At 66.8% G+C, this 18,646-nt stretch carries 19 protein-coding genes; 7 read left to right on the forward strand and 12 right to left on the reverse strand.

All coding sequences use genetic code 11. The features are described 5' to 3' along the window. Positions 1-144: 144 nt before the first annotated feature. On the reverse strand, positions 145-795 hold the full coding sequence (locus EV560_RS30985; RefSeq protein ID WP_248312291.1) for a TetR/AcrR family transcriptional regulator: 651 nt from the start codon (positions 793-795) through the stop codon (positions 145-147). A gap of 96 nt (positions 796-891) precedes the next feature. Further along, positions 892-1,875: a Bug family tripartite tricarboxylate transporter substrate binding protein gene (locus EV560_RS30990; protein ID WP_131859720.1), complete on the reverse strand. Its 984-nt coding sequence runs from the start codon at positions 1,873-1,875 to the stop codon at positions 892-894. Positions 1,876-2,106: 231 nt separating this feature from the next. Between EV560_RS30990 and EV560_RS30995 the strand changes: the two genes are divergently transcribed. After that, positions 2,107-3,135: a ring-opening amidohydrolase gene (locus EV560_RS30995; protein WP_165923719.1), complete on the forward strand. Its 1,029-nt coding sequence runs from the start codon at positions 2,107-2,109 to the stop codon at positions 3,133-3,135. 7 nt (positions 3,136-3,142) lie between these two features. Here EV560_RS30995 and EV560_RS31000 read toward each other — a convergent pair whose 3' ends face one another. From EV560_RS31000 to EV560_RS31030, 7 genes are all read right to left on the reverse strand, one after another. Continuing rightward, entirely contained in the window at positions 3,143-4,114 is a 972-nt protein-coding gene (locus EV560_RS31000; RefSeq protein WP_165923720.1) for an NAD(P)-binding domain-containing protein, read from the reverse strand. Positions 4,115-4,243: 129 nt separating this feature from the next. After that, a complete protein-coding gene (locus EV560_RS31005; protein WP_131859723.1) occupies positions 4,244-5,029 on the reverse strand; it encodes an ABC transporter ATP-binding protein in 786 nt (261 codons plus the stop codon). A 2-nt stretch (positions 5,030-5,031) separates the two neighbouring features. Beyond that, positions 5,032-5,847, reverse strand: a complete 816-nt coding sequence (locus tag EV560_RS31010) for an ABC transporter permease (protein WP_131859724.1) — start codon at positions 5,845-5,847, stop codon at positions 5,032-5,034. Next, on the reverse strand, positions 5,847-6,836 hold the full coding sequence (locus EV560_RS31015; protein ID WP_131859725.1) for an ABC transporter substrate-binding protein: 990 nt from the start codon (positions 6,834-6,836) through the stop codon (positions 5,847-5,849). Before EV560_RS31015 ends, EV560_RS31010 begins: the two co-directional genes overlap by 1 nt. Continuing rightward, positions 6,833-7,594 (reverse strand): GntR family transcriptional regulator, encoded by a 762-nt coding sequence (locus tag EV560_RS31020; RefSeq protein WP_131859726.1) that lies wholly within the window; start codon positions 7,592-7,594, stop codon positions 6,833-6,835. The genes EV560_RS31015 and EV560_RS31020 overlap by 4 nt, the downstream gene beginning before the upstream one ends. Positions 7,595-7,843: 249 nt before the next feature. Then, a complete protein-coding gene (locus tag EV560_RS31025) occupies positions 7,844-8,488 on the reverse strand; it encodes a TIGR00725 family protein (RefSeq protein WP_165923721.1) in 645 nt (214 codons plus the stop codon). A 46-nt stretch (positions 8,489-8,534) separates the two neighbouring features. Beyond that, positions 8,535-9,245 carry an orotate phosphoribosyltransferase gene (locus EV560_RS31030; RefSeq protein WP_131859728.1) on the reverse strand — a complete coding sequence of 237 codons (711 nt, stop codon included), beginning with the start codon at positions 9,243-9,245 and terminating at the stop codon, positions 8,535-8,537. 453 nt (positions 9,246-9,698) lie between these two features. Here EV560_RS31030 and EV560_RS31035 point away from each other — a divergent pair, with 453 nt between their 5' ends. From EV560_RS31035 to EV560_RS31060, 6 genes are all read left to right on the forward strand, one after another. Beyond that, positions 9,699-10,946: an MFS transporter gene (locus tag EV560_RS31035; RefSeq protein WP_248312292.1), complete on the forward strand. Its 1,248-nt coding sequence runs from the start codon at positions 9,699-9,701 to the stop codon at positions 10,944-10,946. 16 nt (positions 10,947-10,962) lie between these two features. Beyond that, a complete protein-coding gene (locus EV560_RS31040) occupies positions 10,963-11,841 on the forward strand; it encodes a dihydroorotate dehydrogenase electron transfer subunit (RefSeq protein ID WP_131859729.1) in 879 nt (292 codons plus the stop codon). After that, a complete protein-coding gene (locus tag EV560_RS31045) occupies positions 11,838-12,794 on the forward strand; it encodes a dihydroorotate dehydrogenase (protein WP_131859730.1) in 957 nt (318 codons plus the stop codon). The genes EV560_RS31040 and EV560_RS31045 overlap by 4 nt, the downstream gene beginning before the upstream one ends. Beyond that, the gene (locus EV560_RS31050; RefSeq protein WP_131859731.1) at positions 12,794-14,086 is read left to right on the forward strand and encodes a Zn-dependent hydrolase; all 1,293 of its coding nucleotides are present in this window, start codon (positions 12,794-12,796) and stop codon (positions 14,084-14,086) included. The genes EV560_RS31045 and EV560_RS31050 overlap by 1 nt, the downstream gene beginning before the upstream one ends. A gap of 16 nt (positions 14,087-14,102) precedes the next feature. After that, positions 14,103-14,783, forward strand: a complete 681-nt coding sequence (locus EV560_RS31055; protein WP_131859732.1) for an orotate phosphoribosyltransferase — start codon at positions 14,103-14,105, stop codon at positions 14,781-14,783. 65 nt (positions 14,784-14,848) lie between these two features. Continuing rightward, positions 14,849-15,154, forward strand: a complete 306-nt coding sequence (locus EV560_RS31060; protein ID WP_131859733.1) for a hypothetical protein — start codon at positions 14,849-14,851, stop codon at positions 15,152-15,154. Positions 15,155-15,178: 24 nt separating this feature from the next. On the opposite strand, the gene EV560_RS31065 is transcribed toward EV560_RS31060, so the two are convergent. The 3 genes from EV560_RS31065 to EV560_RS31075 form a co-directional block, all read right to left on the reverse strand. Further along, positions 15,179-16,093, reverse strand: coding sequence for a helix-turn-helix domain-containing protein (locus tag EV560_RS31065; protein ID WP_131859734.1), 915 nt, complete (start codon positions 16,091-16,093; stop codon positions 15,179-15,181). A 153-nt stretch (positions 16,094-16,246) separates the two neighbouring features. Further along, positions 16,247-16,516: a hypothetical protein gene (locus EV560_RS31070; RefSeq protein ID WP_131859735.1), complete on the reverse strand. Its 270-nt coding sequence runs from the start codon at positions 16,514-16,516 to the stop codon at positions 16,247-16,249. 134 nt (positions 16,517-16,650) lie between these two features. After that, positions 16,651-18,642 carry an acetyl/propionyl/methylcrotonyl-CoA carboxylase subunit alpha gene (locus tag EV560_RS31075; protein WP_131859736.1) on the reverse strand — a complete coding sequence of 664 codons (1,992 nt, stop codon included), beginning with the start codon at positions 18,640-18,642 and terminating at the stop codon, positions 16,651-16,653. Between the last annotated feature and the right edge of the window lie 4 nt (positions 18,643-18,646).

Below are 18,646 nucleotides of genomic sequence, written 5' to 3' on the forward strand. Positions count from 1 at the left end.
GCGCCAGCCAGAGGGCGGCGATGAGCCGGGATTGCTTACGCGCCCCATCCGCCTGGCCCCGGACGACCCGGAGCAACTCACAACATACAGGATTGTTTCGCTTCGCTCGCAATGACGGGGAGGCTGGTCGTTGCGGCGCGCCGCTTAAGGCCGCACCGCGCTCATGACGAAATCGACGACATGGGCGCGCCGGGCCGCGAGGACCTCCGGCCGGTCGAACTCGGTCTCGAGGATCACCGAGAGCGTGTAGATGTTCGAGAAGAAGAAGTAGCAGATCCCGACCAGCGTGATCCAAAGCTGCAGCGGGTCGAGGCCTGGACGGACGACGCCCGCCGCCTCGCCACGCTCCAGGATGCGCCCCATCGCCTGGATGATCGCCGAGTTGAGGCTGGTGACCAGGCTCGATTTCTTCAGGACCTTGGCCTTCTGGCGGTTTTCCGTCGCCAGCAGGTTGATGAAGGTCCGGTCGCGCACGAAGGAATCGAAGGTGAATTCGACGAAGCTCTGCAGCGCCTTCAGCGGCTCCATGTTGTCGAGCGCGAGCTTTTCCTCGGCGGCGCGGGCCTTGAGATAGGCATTCTCCAGGACCGCCAGATAGAGCAGCTCCTTCGACGAGAAATAATGGTAGATCATGCGCTTGTTGATCGAGGCGCGATCCGCGATCTCGTCCGTCCCCGCGCCCTCATAGCCCTTGCTGGCGAATTCGCGGGTGGCGATGTGCAGGATGCGAGCGCGGGTCGCCACGCTGTTGCGACGACGAACCGGCTTCTCGGAGGCCTCGTCTGCCGCTGTCACCTTATTTGCATCCTTCTTGCGCACGCGCCACATGACCCAGGTTCATGATCTCCTGAGCCATGTGACAAGAAAGCCGGCTCGCGACAAGCGCCGCCGTCATTCGATCGTGACATTGGCCGAGCGGATGACCTCGCCCCATTTCGCCACATCGGCGGCATGGACCTCGCGCAGCGCCTGCGGCGAGCGCTGGTTCTCCGGCGGCGGCTCGGCGCCGAGCTGCAGGAATTTTTCACGCGAGGCCGGATCGGTGATTGCCTTGAGCAGGGCGGCATTCAGCTTCTCGACCACCTCGGGCGGCGTCCCCTTAGGCGCGAACAGGGCGTTCCAGACGACCATGTCGATGCCGCTCATACCGGCCTCGGTCGCGGTCGGCACATCCGGCAGGACGGGGGAGCGCGTCGGGGCGAGCACGGCAAGTGGCCTGACCGCATTGGCCTTCACCTGCGACATCAGGCTCGTCACCTGGTCGCAGAGATAGCCGACCTGTCCGGAGACGACATCCTGCAGCGCCGGCCCGGTGCCGCGATAGGGCACGAGCGTGACCGAGACGCCGGCGCGGTTGTTGAGCAGCAGGCAGGCGAGATGCGAGGTCGAGCCGACGCCGGCATTGCCATTGGTCAGCTTGGCGGCATTCGCCTTCATGTAGTCGGTGAATTCGGAGAGCTTGGTCGCCGGCACCGAATTATTGGAGACGAGCATGATCGGCGCTGAGGCGGCGATGCCGATCGGCTCGAAATCGGTCAGCGGGTTGAAGGCGAGCTTCGGATAGAGCGCGGGCGTGAAGCTCATCGTGCTCATCGGGCCGACCAGGATGGTATGGCCATCGGGCGCCGCCTTGGCGACGCGCCCGGCGCCGGTGGTCCCGGCCGCGCCGGCGACATTCTCGATCACGACCTGCTGCCCGAGCGTGCGCGACATATGCTCCGCGACGATGCGTCCGACGATATCCGTCGGCCCCCCGGCCGCGAACGGCACGATCATGGTGATGTAGCGGTTCGGAAAGCCCTGTTGCGCCACAGCCTGCACGCTGCCGAGCGCCAGCAGCGCGGCTGCCGAAAGCGCGATCTTCCACTTGGACATTATTGCCTCCTCCAATGCGTCTGGTCTTTTGCAGGAAGCTAGCGTGGGGCCTTCATCCCGTCAATTAAGTAAGTAACCAGTGAGATACAATTGAATTGCTGGCGACCCCCTCTGGGCGAGCCGATCCGCGATGATGGGAGATCGTGGTTGTATCGAATCGTCATTCGTCGGAGATGAACAGATGGTCCGGCGGCAATTGCCGGATCGACTGCGACTGACGGGATGACTGCCATGGCCCTGCATATCCACCTGAACCAGAGCGAAGCACCGCGCGACGTGCAGGCGCTCCGCCAGGTCCTCCAGGCCGTGGACCCCGCTGCCATCCGCATGCTGGCCGTCCTGGGCAAGACCGAGGGCCCGGCGAGCCTCGAGGACCGCTCGCGCCATGAGGCCCATGAGGAGGCCGCGCGCGTCATCGAACAGGCGGGCGGCGCGGAGCTGCTGGAACGCAGCTGGCGCATCTTCTCGACCGGTTGCGAGGGCATTGCGACTCCGGTCTGCATCGCGATCGCCGATACTGGCGTGGTGGGGCAGGGGACAGAGGCGGCGGAACCCGGGATGGCCGTCGGCGCGGCGCGCTCAGCCGCCGTGGCGGATGCCGAGCGCTGCACGCGCTCGCATGTGGCGATCGCCGCAGATTGCGTGCGCCAGGCGATGGCAAATGGCGGCATCGCCCCGCAGGATGTCGATCTCGTCTTCGTCAAGTCGCCGATCCGCCAGGGCACGGACGGGATTGGCGGGCAACATGCGCGCTCGACCGGGGCGTCGCGCGGTTCGGCCGCGCTCGGCGTGGCGGTCGCCCTCGGCGAATGCGATCTGGCGTCGCTGCCGGAGGATCCGGTGCTGTCGGTGCCGGCCTTCGCCTCGCGCACGATGGCGTTTTCCGGCACGGAGACCGATTGCGTCGAGGCCATCGTCTTCGGCCGGCGCAAGGGCGGGGATCGCGATTGGCTGGTGACGCAGGTCGTGCTGAGGGACCTGCTCGATGTCGATGCGCTCAAGCGGATCGAGAGACCCGCGGGCTTCGAGCCGCGGCTGGTCTTCTTCAAGGCGGGCATCCCCGCCGATGGCCGGCTGCGCGGGCGCCGGACCACGGTGCTGAGCAGCGAGCTGCCCGCAGACAAGCAGCTGCGGGCGGCGGCGAGCGGCTTCGTGGCGGCGATCTTCGGCGCCAGCGACACCTTCATCAGCGGGGGAGCGGAGCATCAGGGGCCGGATGGCTCCTGCCTGTGCTCGATTCTCTGGCAGCACGGGCTGTAAGCCGCGCTCAGGCCGCCGAGCGGCGTCCCGAGGCGCGGTCCAGAACGAGGCCGGCCAGTGCGAGGTCGCAGCAGGCCATGCCCTGGATCACCGCGACGACGACATCGCTCTCGTTGCGCCGGATGCGCGCGGGATCGGCGGCGATCTCGCCGATATTGGCGCTGATCCGCCCGCGCAGTTGGTCTGGTGCGATGCCGGCCTCGATCCAGCCATGCACGGAACCGATCGTGCAGGCATAGGCGAAATCGTCGACCACGAGCAGGTCGGCGCGCTCCACGATATCCGACGCGAGCTCCGGGCCGCCGCCGAGGCTGCACAGCGTCATGCCCGGCCGCAGCTGCGCGGCATGGACCAGCGGGCTCTCCGACGAGCTGCAGGTGATCACGATATCGGCGCCCTCGATCGCCTCGTCGATCGAGGCGAGGGCGCGGATCGGGCAGGCGCCGGCATTGCGCTCTGCCAGCGCCTGGGCCGTCTCGATCCGGCGTGAGACAATGCGGATCTCGTCGAGATCGAAGGCCTGCGCGAGGCCGGCCGGCAGCTCGTTCGAGATCTGGCCCGCGCCGATGATCGTCGCGATGCGGCTCTTGGGGCGCGCGAGATAGGTCATGGCGACGACGCCGGTCATGGCGGTGCGCACGCGGTGCAGCCAGGTCTCGTCGATGACGCCGAGCACCTTGCCCGTCACGGAATCAGCGACCCAGCAGAGATCGATGGTCGACTCGCGGCCGTCGATCATGCGGTCGGCGATCAGCCGGAAGCCGCTGATGCCCTGGCTGGGCACATGGGCGCCCTTGACCTTGAAGGCGGCACTCTCCGCTGCGAGCGGTGCCATCAGCATCGCCGGCGGATTGGAGAGCACCGTGCCGACGCGGCCATAGTCGGCGTAGACGGAGCGGATGACCTCGATCGCGTCACGATGCGTGACGAGCGATCGCACGGTCACATCGTCGATCACGTTGATGGATGTCGAAAGCAAAGCTGTGAACTCCAGGCGGATTGAAGGGCCTCGCCCCGGATGGTGCAGAAGCCGGACGGTTCTCGTCCGGCTGTCGCGCGTCGATCGGGGGCCAGGACATGGCCTAAATGGTAGAGACGCGGGGCGAGCCTAGGCGGCGCTGGCGGCGGCATCCTCGCTGACGCTGTCGCGGACATCGCCCTCGATCAGCGACCAGATATGGTCGACCAGCTCGACGAATTTCGGATCCCGCTTCAGCCGCAGCTCGCGCGGGCGGTCGAATTCGATCGGGATCACCTCCTTGACCCGGCCGGGGCGGCGGCCGAGCACGACGACCTTGTCGGCGAGGAAGATTGCCTCGTCGATCTGGTGGGTGATGAAGAGCACGGTCTTGCGGCCGACCTCCCAGATCTTGAGCAGCTCCGCCTGCATGATCTCGCGGGTCTGCGCGTCGAGCGCGGAGAAGGGCTCGTCCATCAGCAGCACGGCCGGATCGAGCGCGAGCGCCCGGGCGAGGTTGACGCGCTGGCGCATGCCGCCGGAGAGCTGGCCCGGCCAGAAATTCTCGAAGCCGGTCAGGCCCGTCAGCTTCAGCAGCTTGCGCGTCCGCTCCGTCGCCTCCGCGTCGAGCTTGCCGTTGAGCTTGAGCCCGAGCACGGCATTCTCCCAGATCGTCTTCCAGGGCAGCAGGGAATCCGCCTGGAAGACGAAGCCGCGGTCGATGCCGGGCCCGGTCACGCGCTTGCCGTTGACGGAGACGCTGCCGGAATCCGGCTTCTCCAGCCCGGCGATGACGCGCATCAGCGTGGTCTTGCCGCATCCGGAGGGGCCGACGATCGAGACAAATTCGCCCGGCGCGACGTCGACGGAGATCGAACGCAGCGCCTCCAGCGCGCCGAAGCGCTTGCTGACTTGATCGATGATCAATCCCGACATGGTCACACCCGGTTCCAGGGCTGCAGGGCGCGCTCGAGCATCTGCGCGAGCGTCGTCAGGACGAGACCGGCGAAGGCCAGGACGACGACGGCGGCGAAGAGGCGCGGCATGTTGAAGACCTCGGAGGCCTGCGCCAGCATGAAGCCGAGGCCGGCGCGGGCGCCGAACAACTCACCCACCACGACGGAGACGATCGCCCTGCCGACGGCGAGGCGCACGCCGGCGAGGATGTAGGGGATCGCCGAGGGGAACATCACGTTCCAGAACAGCTGGACCTTCGACGCGCCGAGGCATTCCACCGTTTCCAGCAGCTTGCGGTCGGTCGCGCGCAGGCCGGCCTCGGTGTTGATGATGACGGGGAATACCGCGTTGACGACGACGACGATGACCTTCGACCAGATATCGATGCCGAACCACAGGATGATCAGCGGCGCGACGGCGATGGTCGGCGTGGCGTAGAGGCAGGCGATCCAGGGGCCGGCGACTTTCCGCGCGATCGAGCTCGAGGCGAGGACGAAGCCCATGCCGATGCCGATCACGATCGACAGCACCAGCCCGATGGCGAATTCGGCGCCGCTGACCGCCATGTGTTTCTGGAGCTCGCCGGTTCCGAGAAGTTCGGCGATCTGCACCGCGACATCCGACGGTGCGGCCAGGAAGAGCGGGTTGCGGATGATGAAGCGGGCGAAGAGCTCCCAGAGCAGCAGCCCACCAAGGATGGAGGCCACGGGCGCCAGCCAGTCGGCCTGAAACAGCCGCAAGCCTCCGCCCGGACGGCCGGCCGTTGGTTGGCCGGCCACGATCTGTTTCGCGCTCATTACTTGCCCTGTTCCGCCGCCTTGGCGAACCGCACGTCATAGAAGGCGGTGATCGGCTTGACCGGCTCCTTCAGGTCGCCCTCCGAGACCAGGGTCGAGCGGACGCGCTCGAGGGTCTCGTCGCTGATCATCGCGGTCGGGACGAAGCCGTTGACCTTGAGCGCGAGATCGAGCGTGCGTGCCGCATCCTCGACCGACGAGCCCGAGGCCTTGGCGAGGATCTGGCAGGATTCATCCTTGTTCTTGGGATCGAGCAGGAACGTCACGGCGCGGTTATGGGCGCGGATGAAGGCGGCGATCTTGTCGTTGTTGCTGGCCGCCCAGGTCTTGTTGACATGGTAGACCATCATCGGGAACTCGCCGAGATAGCCAGCGACCGGGCCGAGATCGGTGAAGCCCTTGTCGATCAGCTGGAAGCTGTTCGGCGGGGAGAGCACCGACGCTTCGATGCCGCCGGAGGCGAGGGCGGCGGTGCGGTTGGCGGTCGAGCCCGAGAACAGCAGGTCGACATCCTTGGTGCCGTCGAGCTTGAAATTGCGCGCCATCGCGTACCACCACAGGCCGGTGATGTCCTTCTGGCCGCCGACCATGACCCGCTTCGACTTCAGATCGGCCACCGACTTGATGTTCTTGGCGGCGACGAGCGAATGGATGCCCTGAGCCAGGCTGTTCATGAAGATGACGAGGTCGCCGCCGCCGTCGATGGCGCGGAAGGCGTCGACCATGGAGGACGAACCGAACTGCGCGACGCCGGCCATGACCTGCTGGGCGGCCTTGGAACTCTGCCCGGCCTGGATCAGTTCGACATCGAGACCCTCGTCACGGAAGAAGCCCTTTTCCTGGGCGATCAGGCCAGGCCAGTTCGTCGCCGTGATGCTGCCGACGGAGAGGATGACCTTGGTCCGCTCGGCCGCAAAGCTGGCGGGGGCGCTGAAGGCGACGAGGCAGCCCAGCAGGGCGCCCAGCAAAGGCAACTTGGCACGTATCACGACTTCGCTCCGTGGTTCAGAAGATCGACAATCTTGCGTTCGGTCTTGCTTGCGCGCGGCCGGCCCGGCTGGGGCGCGTTCGCCGAGGGCATGACGGCCTGCGAGACATCGCCCAGCAGCTCGCTGCTGACGCCGACATGGTGCTGCAGCAGGGCGCTGACCTTATCGAGGTCGCGCCCCAGCGCCGCTTCCAGCAATTCCTGGTGTTCCGGAACCTGCTTGCGGAACCATTCCTGCGATTTGGGGACGAGGCGGCGATAGCGCTCGGCCTGGTCGAAGGCGGCGCGCCATTGCTTCAGCAGCCATTCGCTGGCGCAGGCCGAAACCAGGGCGCTGTGGAATTCGGCATGGCATTGCTCCCAGCCATGATAGCTGCCCTCGCTGGCGGCCGGATCGAGCGAGGCCTTGGACAGGCGGCGGAAGGCCAGCACGAGCTCGGCCTCCCAGCGGTCGTCGCCGCGGGCGAGCGAGTCCGACACGGCGCGATGTTCGAAGAAGCGGCGGGCGGCGAGGATATGGGCGAGATCGTCGAGCGAGGCCTCGGCGACGCGGAAGCCGCGCTGGCCGATCTGCGCGACCAGCCCGATCTCGGTCAGTCGCACCAGCGCCTCGCGTAGCGGGCTCAGGCCGACATTGTACAGCGCCTGGAGTTCGTCGGTCCTGAGCCGTTCGCCCGGCGCGAACCGGTTCGCTTTGAGGTCGGCCCGCAAGCGATCGAGCGCATAGGCGGCCAAGGTGCTGACATCTGTTCTAGCCATAAAAATTTATAAATATCACGAGATATACATTTCAAGATCAATTTATGAGCGTAGCCGCCCAATCAACAGGCAGCGATGGCGCGTCGTCAGCGAGCGCGCTGTGCCCTGCGAGGCACTGCTGCAGGGAGTCCAAAAAGTTGCGGGATTGACGAGGCTTAGCGGCGCATCTGCCTCGGCGCCGAAGCCGGGGATTGCGCGCGGACGATGCGGTCGGGGTGATCGTCGCCCCGCGTCACTATGGTGCTGTGCTCAAGAAGAAGGCTGCCCGAGAGCGGTGCAGCCTAGGCCGGCCGGCGAGTTGCCCACGGCGAGAATGGCGTGGGCGACATGATCGAGCGCCTCACGCGGATCGGCGCAGTCCATGGCGCCGTTGACCGATGGTGCGCCCTCCAGCGTGAAGACCGGTCGCCCGAACTGCAATGCGAATGCGATTTCGGAGAGCGTGCCGTAGCCGCCGCCGATCGCGACGAGACAACGCGCGGCGCGGGCGATCAGGGCGTTGCGCGCGACCCCGATGCCGGTGGCGATCGGCACGGTGACATAGCGATTGGCGGCCTCGGGCTCGGTGTCGGGCAGGAGGCCGATCGAGAGCCCGCCCGCAGCGGCGACGCCGCGGCAGACATCCTCCATCACGCCGGAACGGCCGCCGCAGAGCACGGTGACGCCATGCTCCGCCAGCAATCTGCCGATCGTCTCGGCGGCGTCCGACTGAGCCGGCGTCGGCTCCCGTGTTCCGATCACGGCGACCGGCGTCCGCATCGGCCTGCCGCTCTCGCGCTGGAGCCAATGCAGCGCCTGCGCGGGGCTGACCGGTTCGCCGGCGGCGGCGGACTCTTCCGCACGCCATTGCATCGAGGTCGTGTCCAGGACACGGCCTCGATCGTCGGCCAGCATGCCGCTGTCCCGGTTCAGGGTAAGACTGGCCGGCACAGTCATTGGATCAGGCGGACTTTGCCTGGCCGAAGTCGGAGATGCCGCCATGGGCTGCCGACCATTTCGCCGGCTCGTTCAGGAAGTTCTCGACCTCCGCGAGGATCTTCGGCTCGAAATGCCCGCTCTCCTTGGCGACCTTCAGCACATCCCACCAGGTGGTGAGATAGTGCAGGTTGACGCCGAGCTCTTCCATCAACTCGCGGCTCTTCGGGAAGATGTCGTAGTAGAAGAGCACGAAGCAATGGTCGACATTGGCGCCGGCGTCGCGCAGGGCCTGGCAGAAATTGACCTTGCTGCGCCCGTCCGTGGCGAGATCCTCGACGAGAAGCGTGCGCGCCCCGGCGACCACCTCGCCCTCGATCTGCGCGTTGCGCCCGAAGCCCTTGGCCTTCTTGCGCACGTATTGCATCGGCAGCATCAGCCGGTCGGAGATCCAGGCCGCGAAGGGGATGCCCGCCGTCTCGCCGCCCGCGACATTGTCGATCGACTCGTAGCCGATATCGCGAACGATCGTCGCTGCGGCGAAGTCGATCAGCGCCGAGCGCAGGCGCGGATAGGAGATGATCTTGCGGCAGTCGATATAGACCGGGCTCGCCCAGCCGGAGGTAAAAAAGAACGGCTTGTCGCTGTAGAAATGGACCGCCTTGATCTCCAGCAGCATCTTGGCCGCCTCATGGGCGATGATCGCTCTGTCGACCGGGGTGTAGAGGTTTGGCATGGCGTCGATTCTCCAGGGCTGAGCACCATCGTTCGCCGGTTTCGGCGCTCGGGCGGATCGCATTGAGGTTCGCAAACGGCCTCTTCTCGGCGCGGTGGTGGTCGAGGTCAATCCCTCTTGCGTCCTGAAACCGGTTATCCAGTCCCTATTCACGGTCCCGCGCCGTCTGGTTCGCAGTCTGTCTCAAAATTGATATTTGTTGTTGCAATTGAGATTTTACTGTGGCACTCAGACTGTCTCGCCACGCGATCGGTTCCCGTTTGCCGCGGCGGACTTCTCACGGCCGGGTAGCGAGGGACCGGGCCGCCAAGCGACGCGCACGAAGCGTCCCGGGAAGTGGGGCACTGCCCAAACTCCGATGATGACTGGCAGGCCGGCCGCGGCACGCTCCGAGCGTGCGCGGACGCTTTGCATTTCAGCCTCCACGACCAAGAAGCCGAATAGGGGATCGCCATGAGCGACAATCAGGCTGCAATTGCTGGCTCGATCCGGGTGACGGCGCCGGACGAGGTCGATGCCAAGGCCAGGAAGGCCCTCTGGGGCTCCGCCATCGGCTACGCGATGGATGGCTTCGATCTTCTCATCCTGGGCTTCATGCTCAGGGCGATCTCGGCGGATCTGCAACTGACCCCGGCCCAGGGCGCATCGCTGGTCACGGCGACGCTCATTGGCGCCGTGCTCGGCGGCATCGGCTTTGGCATGCTCTCGGATCGTCTTGGCCGCGTTCGCGTCCTGACTTGGACGATCGTTCTTTTCGCTGTCTTCACCGGCATGTGCGCGCTGGCGCAGGGTTATTGGGATCTGCTGGCCTATCGCACCATCGCCGGCCTCGGCCTCGGTGGCGAATTCGGCATCGGCATGGCGCTGGTGGCCGAAGCCTGGCCGACGTCGAAGCGCGCCCGCGCCTCGTCCTATGTCGGCCTCGGCTGGCAGCTGGGCGTGCTGGCGGCCGCGATCCTGACGCCGATGCTGCTGCCGACGATCGGCTGGCGCGGTATGTTCGCCATCGGCATCCTGCCGGCGGTCGCCGCCTATTTCATCCGTCATTCGCTGCATGAGCCCGAGGTCTTCGTCGCCAAGACCAAGGACAAGCCGAAGGAATCGGCGCTCTGGCTGCTGGTCAAGGACTGGGAGACGACCAAGCTCAGCCTCGGCATGGTCATCCTCTGCTCGGTCCAGAATTTCGGCTATTACGGTGTGATGATCTGGTTGCCGAACTATCTGGCGACCCGCTTCGGCTTCGCCCTGACCCAATCCGCGGTCTGGACGTCAGTCACCATCGCCGGCATGGCGCTGGGCATCTTCGTTTTCGGCCATATCGCCGACCGCATCGGCCGCCGCCCCACCTTCTTCGCCTATATGTTCGGCGCCGCCGTGATGGTCGTGGTCTATTCGCGGCTGACCGATCCGTTCCAGCTCCTCATTGCCGGTGCGGTGATGGGCTTCTTCGTCAACGGCATGATCGGCGGCTACGGCGCGCTGATCAGCGAGCTCTTCCCCACCACCGCGCGCGCCACCGCCCAGAACGTCCTGTTCAATATCGGGCGCGGCGTCGGCGGCTTCGGCCCGGTCGTGGTCGGTGCGATCGCCGTGGCCTACAGCTTCGAGGTCGCGATCGGCCTGCTGGCAGCGCTCTATGTGCTCGACATCATCGCCATGTGGTTGCTGATCCCCGAGCGCCGTGGAGCCGAACTCGCCTGAACCGCGGGAGCATCCCATGTCGATCCATCTCGACCATGCAGGCATAGCCGCCATTCCGGTCGGGGGCGCGGAGGCTGCCGCCTCCTGCACCCCCTGGAAGGCGAGCGTCGTGGCGGAACTCGCCGAGGTCGTCTCCCACGAGGCGGTCAACAGCGAATACCGGCACCTCGTCCTGGGCTGTGGCCCGGAGGCGGCTGCGGCCCTGCCGGGGCAGTTCTTCCAGTTGCTCTGTCCGCATCCGCTCGGAGAGCAACCTTTCCTGCGTCGCCCGATGAGCCTCTACGGCGCCGATCCGGACCGACGGCAGGTCGAGTTCCTGTACAAGGTCACGGGCGCCGGCACGCGCGGCCTCGATACGCTGAAAATCGGCGACAGGCTCGACATCATGGGGCCGCTCGGCACCGGCTTCACGCTCGATCCGGCCTGGCGCAACATCGTCGTGGTCGCGCGCGGAGCGGGACTCGCGACGCTCGCTCCGCTCGCCAGGGCCGCGAAGGCGAATGGCACCCACATCACTGCCGTCCTCAGCGCGCGACGGCCCGACCTGCTGGTCTCCGTCGAGCTGTTCCAAAGCCAGGGCGCCGATGTCGTCGCCGTCACCGATGCGGAGGCGAGCAGCGGGCCCGCCAATGTCGAGCGCATCCTGCGCCGGCTGATCGCCGATGGCCGTTGCGACGCCTTCTTCACCTGCGGCTCGAGCCGTCTCATGCGCGTCCAGCAGCGGCTGGCGCGCGAGTTCGGCCTGCCCGGCCAGGTCGCGATGGAGCAGCAGATGGCCTGCGGAATCGGGCTTTGCTATTGCTGCGTGCGCGATTTCAACGTCGATGGCGAGATCGTCAGCCGCCGCGTCTGCTGGGACGGCCCGGTCTTCGACCTGATGGAGGCGCTGCCATGAGCGCCGATGTCGACCTCTCCGTCAGCATTGGCGGGCTCAGGCTGCGGAATCCCGTCATGCCGGCCTCCGGCACCTTCGCCGAAGGGCTGGAGAGGGTGATGGACTTCAACCGGCTCGGCGCCTTCGTCACCAAGACGATCACGCGCGAGCTGCGCGCCGGCAATCCGCTGCCGCGCGTCGTCGAGCGGCCGGGCAGCCTGATCAATGCGATCGGCATCCCCTCCAAGGGCGTGCCCTATTTCGTTGAGAAAACGATGCCGCATTACGCGCCCTATGACACGCCGCTCGTGGTCAGCATTTCCGCCCCGACGGCGGAGGGCTTCGCCAGCCTTGCGGCGGAACTCTCGATCCCCGGTATCGCCGCGATCGAGGCCAATATCTCGTGTCCGAATATCGAGGAGGACGGCAAGGCCTTCGCCATGCGGGCCGAGTCGACCGAGAACGTCACCCGGCAATTGCGGGCCGCCACCGACCTGCCGCTCTGGGTGAAGCTGACGCCGAATACCGGCGACGTGCCGGAGGTCGCCCGCGCGGCCGAGGCGGCCGGCGCCGATGCGGTCGTCGTCGCCAACACCATCCTGTCGATGGCGATCGACCTGAAGAGCTTCAAGCCCTGCCTCGGCAACATCATGGGCGGGCTGTCCGGCCCGGCGATCAAGCCGATCGTGCTGCGGCAGGTCTTCCAATGCGCCAAGGCGGTGAAGATCCCGGTGATCGGCTGCGGCGGCATCTCCACGGCCGATGATGCGGTCGAATACATGCTTGCCGGCGCGAGCGCGGTGCAGGTCGGCACGGCGACCTTCCTCCAGCCGGCGGCGATGACGACGATCATCGACGATCTCGAAACCTTCTGCCGGCATCGCGAGATTTCACGCGTGACCGACCTCATCGGTGGCGTCGTCATCGAGGAGGCCGACGAGCCGGACCTCGCCTGGCTGGATCCCGTATCATGATGGCTGCTCTCGCAGAGAAGCGCGCCGCCTTCCCCGAAGAAAGCGCTGATCGGAAACTGGCCGAAGAGCTTCTTGACGCGCTGCGCGCGAAGACCAGCGACGGCGTCGGCATCACCCGCGAAAGCTATGGCGCGGGCGAATCCGCAGCTCTCGACCTCGTCGAGGCCAAGGCCAGGGCGTTGGGGCTGCAGACGGAGCGCGATGCCGGCGCCAATCTCGTCGTGACCCTTGAGGGCAGCGAGCCCGAGCTGCCGTTCCTGGCCTGCGGCTCGCATCTCGATTCCGTGCCGCAGGGCGGCAATTTCGACGGCGCTGCCGGCGTCATCGCCGGGCTGGCGATCCTCGCAGGCTTCAAGGCGGAAGGGTTCAGGCCGCGCCGCACGCTCAAGCTCTATGCCCTGCGTGGCGAGGAAAGCGCGCGTTTCGGCAAGGCCTATCTCGGGTCGAGCGCGCTTTTCGGGGGGCTGACGCCGGCTGATCTCGCGGTCAAGGACGCGCAGTCCGGCCGTACGCTCGCCGAATGCATGCGCGATGTCGGCGTCGCCGTCGACCGCGTCGAAAGAGCTGAGCCGCTGCTCGATGCCGCGCGCGTCGCCGCCTGGGTCGAGCTCCATATCGAGCAGGGGCCGGTGCTCGTCGCCCGCAACCTGCCGGTCGGCATCGTCACCGGCATTCGCGGCAATATCCGCCATCGCGCTGTCGAATGCAGCGGCGAGGCCGGCCATTCCGGCGCCGTGCCGCGCTGGCTCAGGCGCGACGCGGTCTTCGCCACGGCCGAGCTGATCACCCATCTCGATCGTCATTGGCGTACGCTGCTTGAGCGCGGGCGCGATGTCGTCGTGACCTCCGGCGTCTTCGGCACCGATCCGCAGGAACATGCCATCGCCCGGATTCCGGGCACGGTCCGCTTCAGCTTCGAGGTGCGCAGCCAGAACACCGAGACGCTGGAGGCCTTCTACGATCTCTTCCTGTCGGAATGCGCCTTGATCGGCGAGGAGCGCGGCGTCTCGTTCAAGCTCGATCGCCGGCTCGAATCCACATCCGCGACCATGGATGCCGGCTGGGTCACGCGCCTGAAGGCGGCGGCCCGCGGCCTCGGCCTTCCCGACGAGGAGATTCCGAGCGGCGCCGGCCATGACGCCGCGGTCTTCGCCAATGCCGGCATCCCCAGCGCCATGATCTTCGTCCGCAACGAGCACGGCTCGCATAATCCGAAGGAGGCGATGGAGATCGACGATTTTCTCGCTGGCATTGCGGTGATGCGAGCTGCCATCAGGGACGCCGCGCAATGACAGGAGAGGCGGGCCGATGACGAAGAGCGAAACCGGCAGGCAGGTCGCACAGCTGCTGTTCCAGGCGGGCGCGGTCCAGGTCAGCCGCAACCAGCCCTTCATCCTCGCCGCCGGCTGGGCGAGCCCGGTCTACGTCGATGTCCGCCTGCTGCTGGGCGAGCCGGGCCCGCGCAAGGCCGTGACCGATCTCGCGCTCGCCTATGTCGAGGCGAATTTTCCCGCGGGACGCTTCGATGCGATCGCGGGGGCGGAAACGGCCGGCATTCCCTTTGCGGCCTGGCTCGCGGATCGGGCCGGGCTCAAGCTGCGCTACGTCCGCAAGCGCCCGCTCGGGATCGGCCGCAATGCCCAGGTCGAAGGTGGATCGGTCGACGGCATGCGGGTCCTGCTGATGGACGACCTGACCACCGATGGCGGCAGCAAGCTCAATTTCGCGCGAGGCCTGCGCGCGGCCGGGGCGAATGTCGAGCATGTCCTGACGATCTTCTATCACGATGTCTTTCCGGGCGCGGCCGCCCGTCTGTCGGAGGTCGGATTGACCCTGCACGCGCTCGCGACATGGGCGGATATGCTGGGCGCCGAGGCCAGCCGGCAGCTTGCCGCGGAAGACCGGGCCGAGGTCGAGCGCTTCCTGGCCGACCCGGTGGCGTGGTCGGCGCGCCATGGCGGCCGTACCAGCCTCACGCCGCTGAGCTGAGGCAAACCTGGCGCGGCAGGACATCGATCGCGATCAGACCTGACGCGGTTTTGCGGAGAAGCGTGATGAACGAATTGCTGAACTGGCTCCTGCTGCAGAAGGGCGGCATCAGGACCTATCTCGAATTCCAGAACCGGGCGCTCGATCTGCGCGCCTCCGAGCCGGAGCACGCGGCGCTGCTGCGCCTGCTCGCCGATCTCGCCGGGCGCTTTGCCGAGGCCTATGACGGCGAGCCCCTGTCGGTCGACGTGGCCGAACGGGCGCTCGGCCAGCTCAGCGCGCTTCTCGAAAAGGCGATCGCCCCCGGCGCCATCGGCCCGGCCGAGCATCTCGCGCTCCTCAACGAGATCGGCCAGGCGGAACTCGTCTAGCCAGGCCAAAGCGATAGAGCTTCGTCACGACGCCTTGCGGACGGGTTTTCGCCTCACGCCGGACCTGTCCAGCGCCGCCTGCAGGGCCTCGGCGGCGCGGACGCCCTTATGGGCCTTCTTCCAGAGATCGTCGGCGATCTTCTCATAGAGCCGCACGGGCTCCTCGGCGGCGGTCAGCATGGCGACGCCAGCGCTGATATTCGGCAACTCGCCGCCGAGACGGAACGGGCTGAGCGCCAGCGAGGTCGCCTCGGCGCTCCTGAACAGCTGGAAGGTGATGTTCGGCAGCGGTTCCTCGACGACCGCGATCTGGATGCCCATCGGCTCCTCCAGGAGGATCTTGAGGACATTTTCGACCTCGGCGCGCGCGATTGCGCGGCGCTGCTCGACCACATCAGGGGAAAGGCCGAAGCGCCCGATCGCGCCGAGCTGGAGGAAGCGGTCGATATCGGGGATCGTGATGAAATTGACGACGCTGAGGCGGCGCTGGCGCCAGGTCCGCTTGCGCTCCGTCAGGATGTCGACGATCTCGACGATGTCCCGATTGGCCGCGCTCGCCTCGTCTTCGTCAGCCACCTGTGCTTCGAACAGCATCGTCTTCAGATGCGCCGAATAGGCGTCGGAGGTCAGCAGGAAGGAAAACGGCGGAAAATGCGCGACGATCTGGTCGGCCGTGCTCTCGAGCTGCCGCATGCGCTCGAAATAGGCGATCGCGCTGCTGTAATACTCCATGGCGACGCCGAGCAGCGAAGCCGTCGAGGTGTCGAGTATGCCGGCGAGCTTCTCGAGCGTCTCGATCTTGACGACGTCGCCGGCTTCGATCCGGTAGACCGCCGCGCGCGAGAGGCCGAGCTTCTTCCCGACATCGTCGGCCGTCAGCTGCGCCCCAAGCCGGTAGGCCTTCAGCCGATCCCCGATATCCTTGAAGCGTGGCGGCATGCGACCCTCATCGACACATTGTCCAATATCCTGAGACGCTTGGCGTATCAACGCCACGGCGCTCGCGCCGCTGGCTCGGAAGCCGCTGCAGGATAATCCGGGGAATGGTCGAAATTTTGAGACGGGCTCTGGAGCCTGGGGCTGCTATCGGTGTCAGCCGAGGCGCCGTACCGTCGGTCCCGGGCTCGGCGGGCGCTTGGGATAGGGCGAAACGCCATAGGCGCCGAAGCCGATGACGCCGAGCGGGGGAAAGTCAGGGACCGGATCGAAGATCCAGCAATTGAGCCTGATGCGCTCGGCCTCGTTGGGCGCCTCGTTGCAGGCGCCCCAATGCGAGCGCTTCCAGAAGGCCTGGCTTGCCCCGCTGCTGGAGACGAAAGCGCCGGTTGCGAGCAGGGACGCGATGATGAACCTCGTCAGCATGCACTTCCTCCACTCGACTTGAACGCAACCACTCACGCCCTTCGATAACGCCCGGCAAGTCTTTCCGAAGCGTAAAAAAGTCTTTCCGAAGCGTAGATTCGCTTGGCTTTGGTCCGCGCCGCCGTTGCGTCCGCTCAGCTCGGCTCGATCGCAACCAGGATGTCGCCGGCCGAGACGGTAGCGCCGGTCCTGGTGCCGACGCGCTGCACGATACCGCCTGTGGGGGCCTTGAGCTCCATGAACAGCTTCATCGATTCCAGCACGGCGACGACCTGTCCTGCCGCGATCGCGTCACCTTCCTTCACATGCAGCGCCGCGACGGTTCCGGGCATGGCTGCCCGCACCGTATTGCCGCCATCGCCGGCCATGTCGCGCTTGGCCGCAGCGGCCTCGACGGCAAGTGCGATCTCGACGCGCCCTTCGAAGGAGCCGCCATGGCGCAGGAAGAGGCCGCGCTCGTCGCAAACCGCCAGCGCCTGCGTCGTTGCGCCGGCGAGCGTGGCGGCCCAGCCCCCAGCCCGCCCGGTGGGGTGTAGCGCGATATCGAGCGTGCGACCGAGGCCGGTGGCGCGGAAAAACACGTCATGGCTCTCGATTCCAAGCCGTGCTGTCTTGTCGCCGCTCGCAACGACGAGATGTGTAGTAGCCGGCCGTCCGGCCGGCGCGAGCAGGCGAAAGCCCGCGAGCGAGCGCCACGGCCCACTGTCCCGCCCGGACTGCCGCTCCGTCAGCCAGATCGCCGCTGCGACAGCGTAAAGCTCCGCCTCGTCGCATGGTTGCGGGCGCCAGCCGCCTGGATAGGTCTCGGCGAGGAACAATGTCGTCGCGCCGGCCGCGAAGCCAGGCGTCCGCAACGCCTCGGCCAGGAAAGCTCGCGTCGTCGCCGGTCCCAGCACGCTCATCCGGTCCAGGCCGTTGGCCAGCTTCTGGATCGCCCCGGCGCGATCCGGCGCATGCGCGATGAGCTTGGCGAGCAGCGAATCGTAATGCGGCGAGACCTCGCTGCCTGTGCCGACGCCGCTATCGCTGCGCAATCCTTCCGCAGCTTGCCAGAGCCGGATCAGGCCCGTGTCAGGCCGGAAACCTTCATCGGCCCGCTCGGCCGTCAGCCGTGCCTCGATGGCGTGGCCGGAGCAGGTGATCTCGTCCTGCCTCAGCGGCAGGGGCTCCCCGGCGGCGATCCGCAACTGCCACGCGACCAGATCGAGCCCGGTGATCGCCTCGGTGACGGGATGCTCGACCTGCAGCCTCGTGTTCATCTCCAGGAAGAACACGTCCTGCGTCGCCGCATCGACGAGGAACTCGACCGTGCCGAGATTGTCGTAGGCGATCGCTCGCGACAGCTTCAGGGCGTAGTCGTGCAGCGCCTTGCGCGTCTCGTCGCGGAGGTTCGGCGCTGGCGCCTCTTCCAGCAACTTCTGGTTGGAGCGCTGTACCGAACAGTCGCGCTCGAACAGGTGGACGAGATTGCCGTGCCGGTCGCCCGCGACCTGCACCTCGACATGGCGCGGCCGCGTCACGAATTTCTCGATCAGCAGGCGACTATCGCCGAACGCGGCCTGCGCCTCCCGGCTCGCGGTCGCGATGGCGCCGTCGAGATCGGCCTCGTGCTCGACCTTGCGGATGCCCTTGCCGCCGCCGCCGGCCGAGGCCTTGACCATCACCGGCAGGCCGACGCGCAAGGCTTCGCGTTTGAGCGTTTCCGGCGACTGGTCGGCGCCGTCATAGCCGGGAACGCCGGGAACGCCGGCCTCGCGCGCGATTTGCTTGGAGCGGATCTTGTCGCCCATCGCGTCGATGGCGGCGGCCGAGGGGCCGATGAAGGTGATGTCGGCCTTGTCGCAGGCCTCGATCAGGTCGAGCCGCTCGGACAGGAAGCCGTAGCCGGGATGGATCGCCTGCGCGCCGCTTTCGATCGCCGCGGCGATGATTTTATCCGCGCGCAAATAGCTGTCGCGGGCCGGTGCCGGGCCGATGGCGATGGCCGTATCGGCGAGCCGGACATGCAACGCCTCGCGGTCGGCCTCGGAATAGACCGCGACCGTGCGGATGCCGAGGCTGCGGCAGGTCTGGATGATACGGCAGGCGATCTCGCCGCGATTGGCGATCAGGACGGTGTCGAACATCTCA

The sequence above is a fragment of the Allobosea sp. BK604 genome, from assembly GCF_004341515.1.
Classification (GTDB): Bacteria; Pseudomonadota; Alphaproteobacteria; order Rhizobiales; family Beijerinckiaceae; genus Allobosea.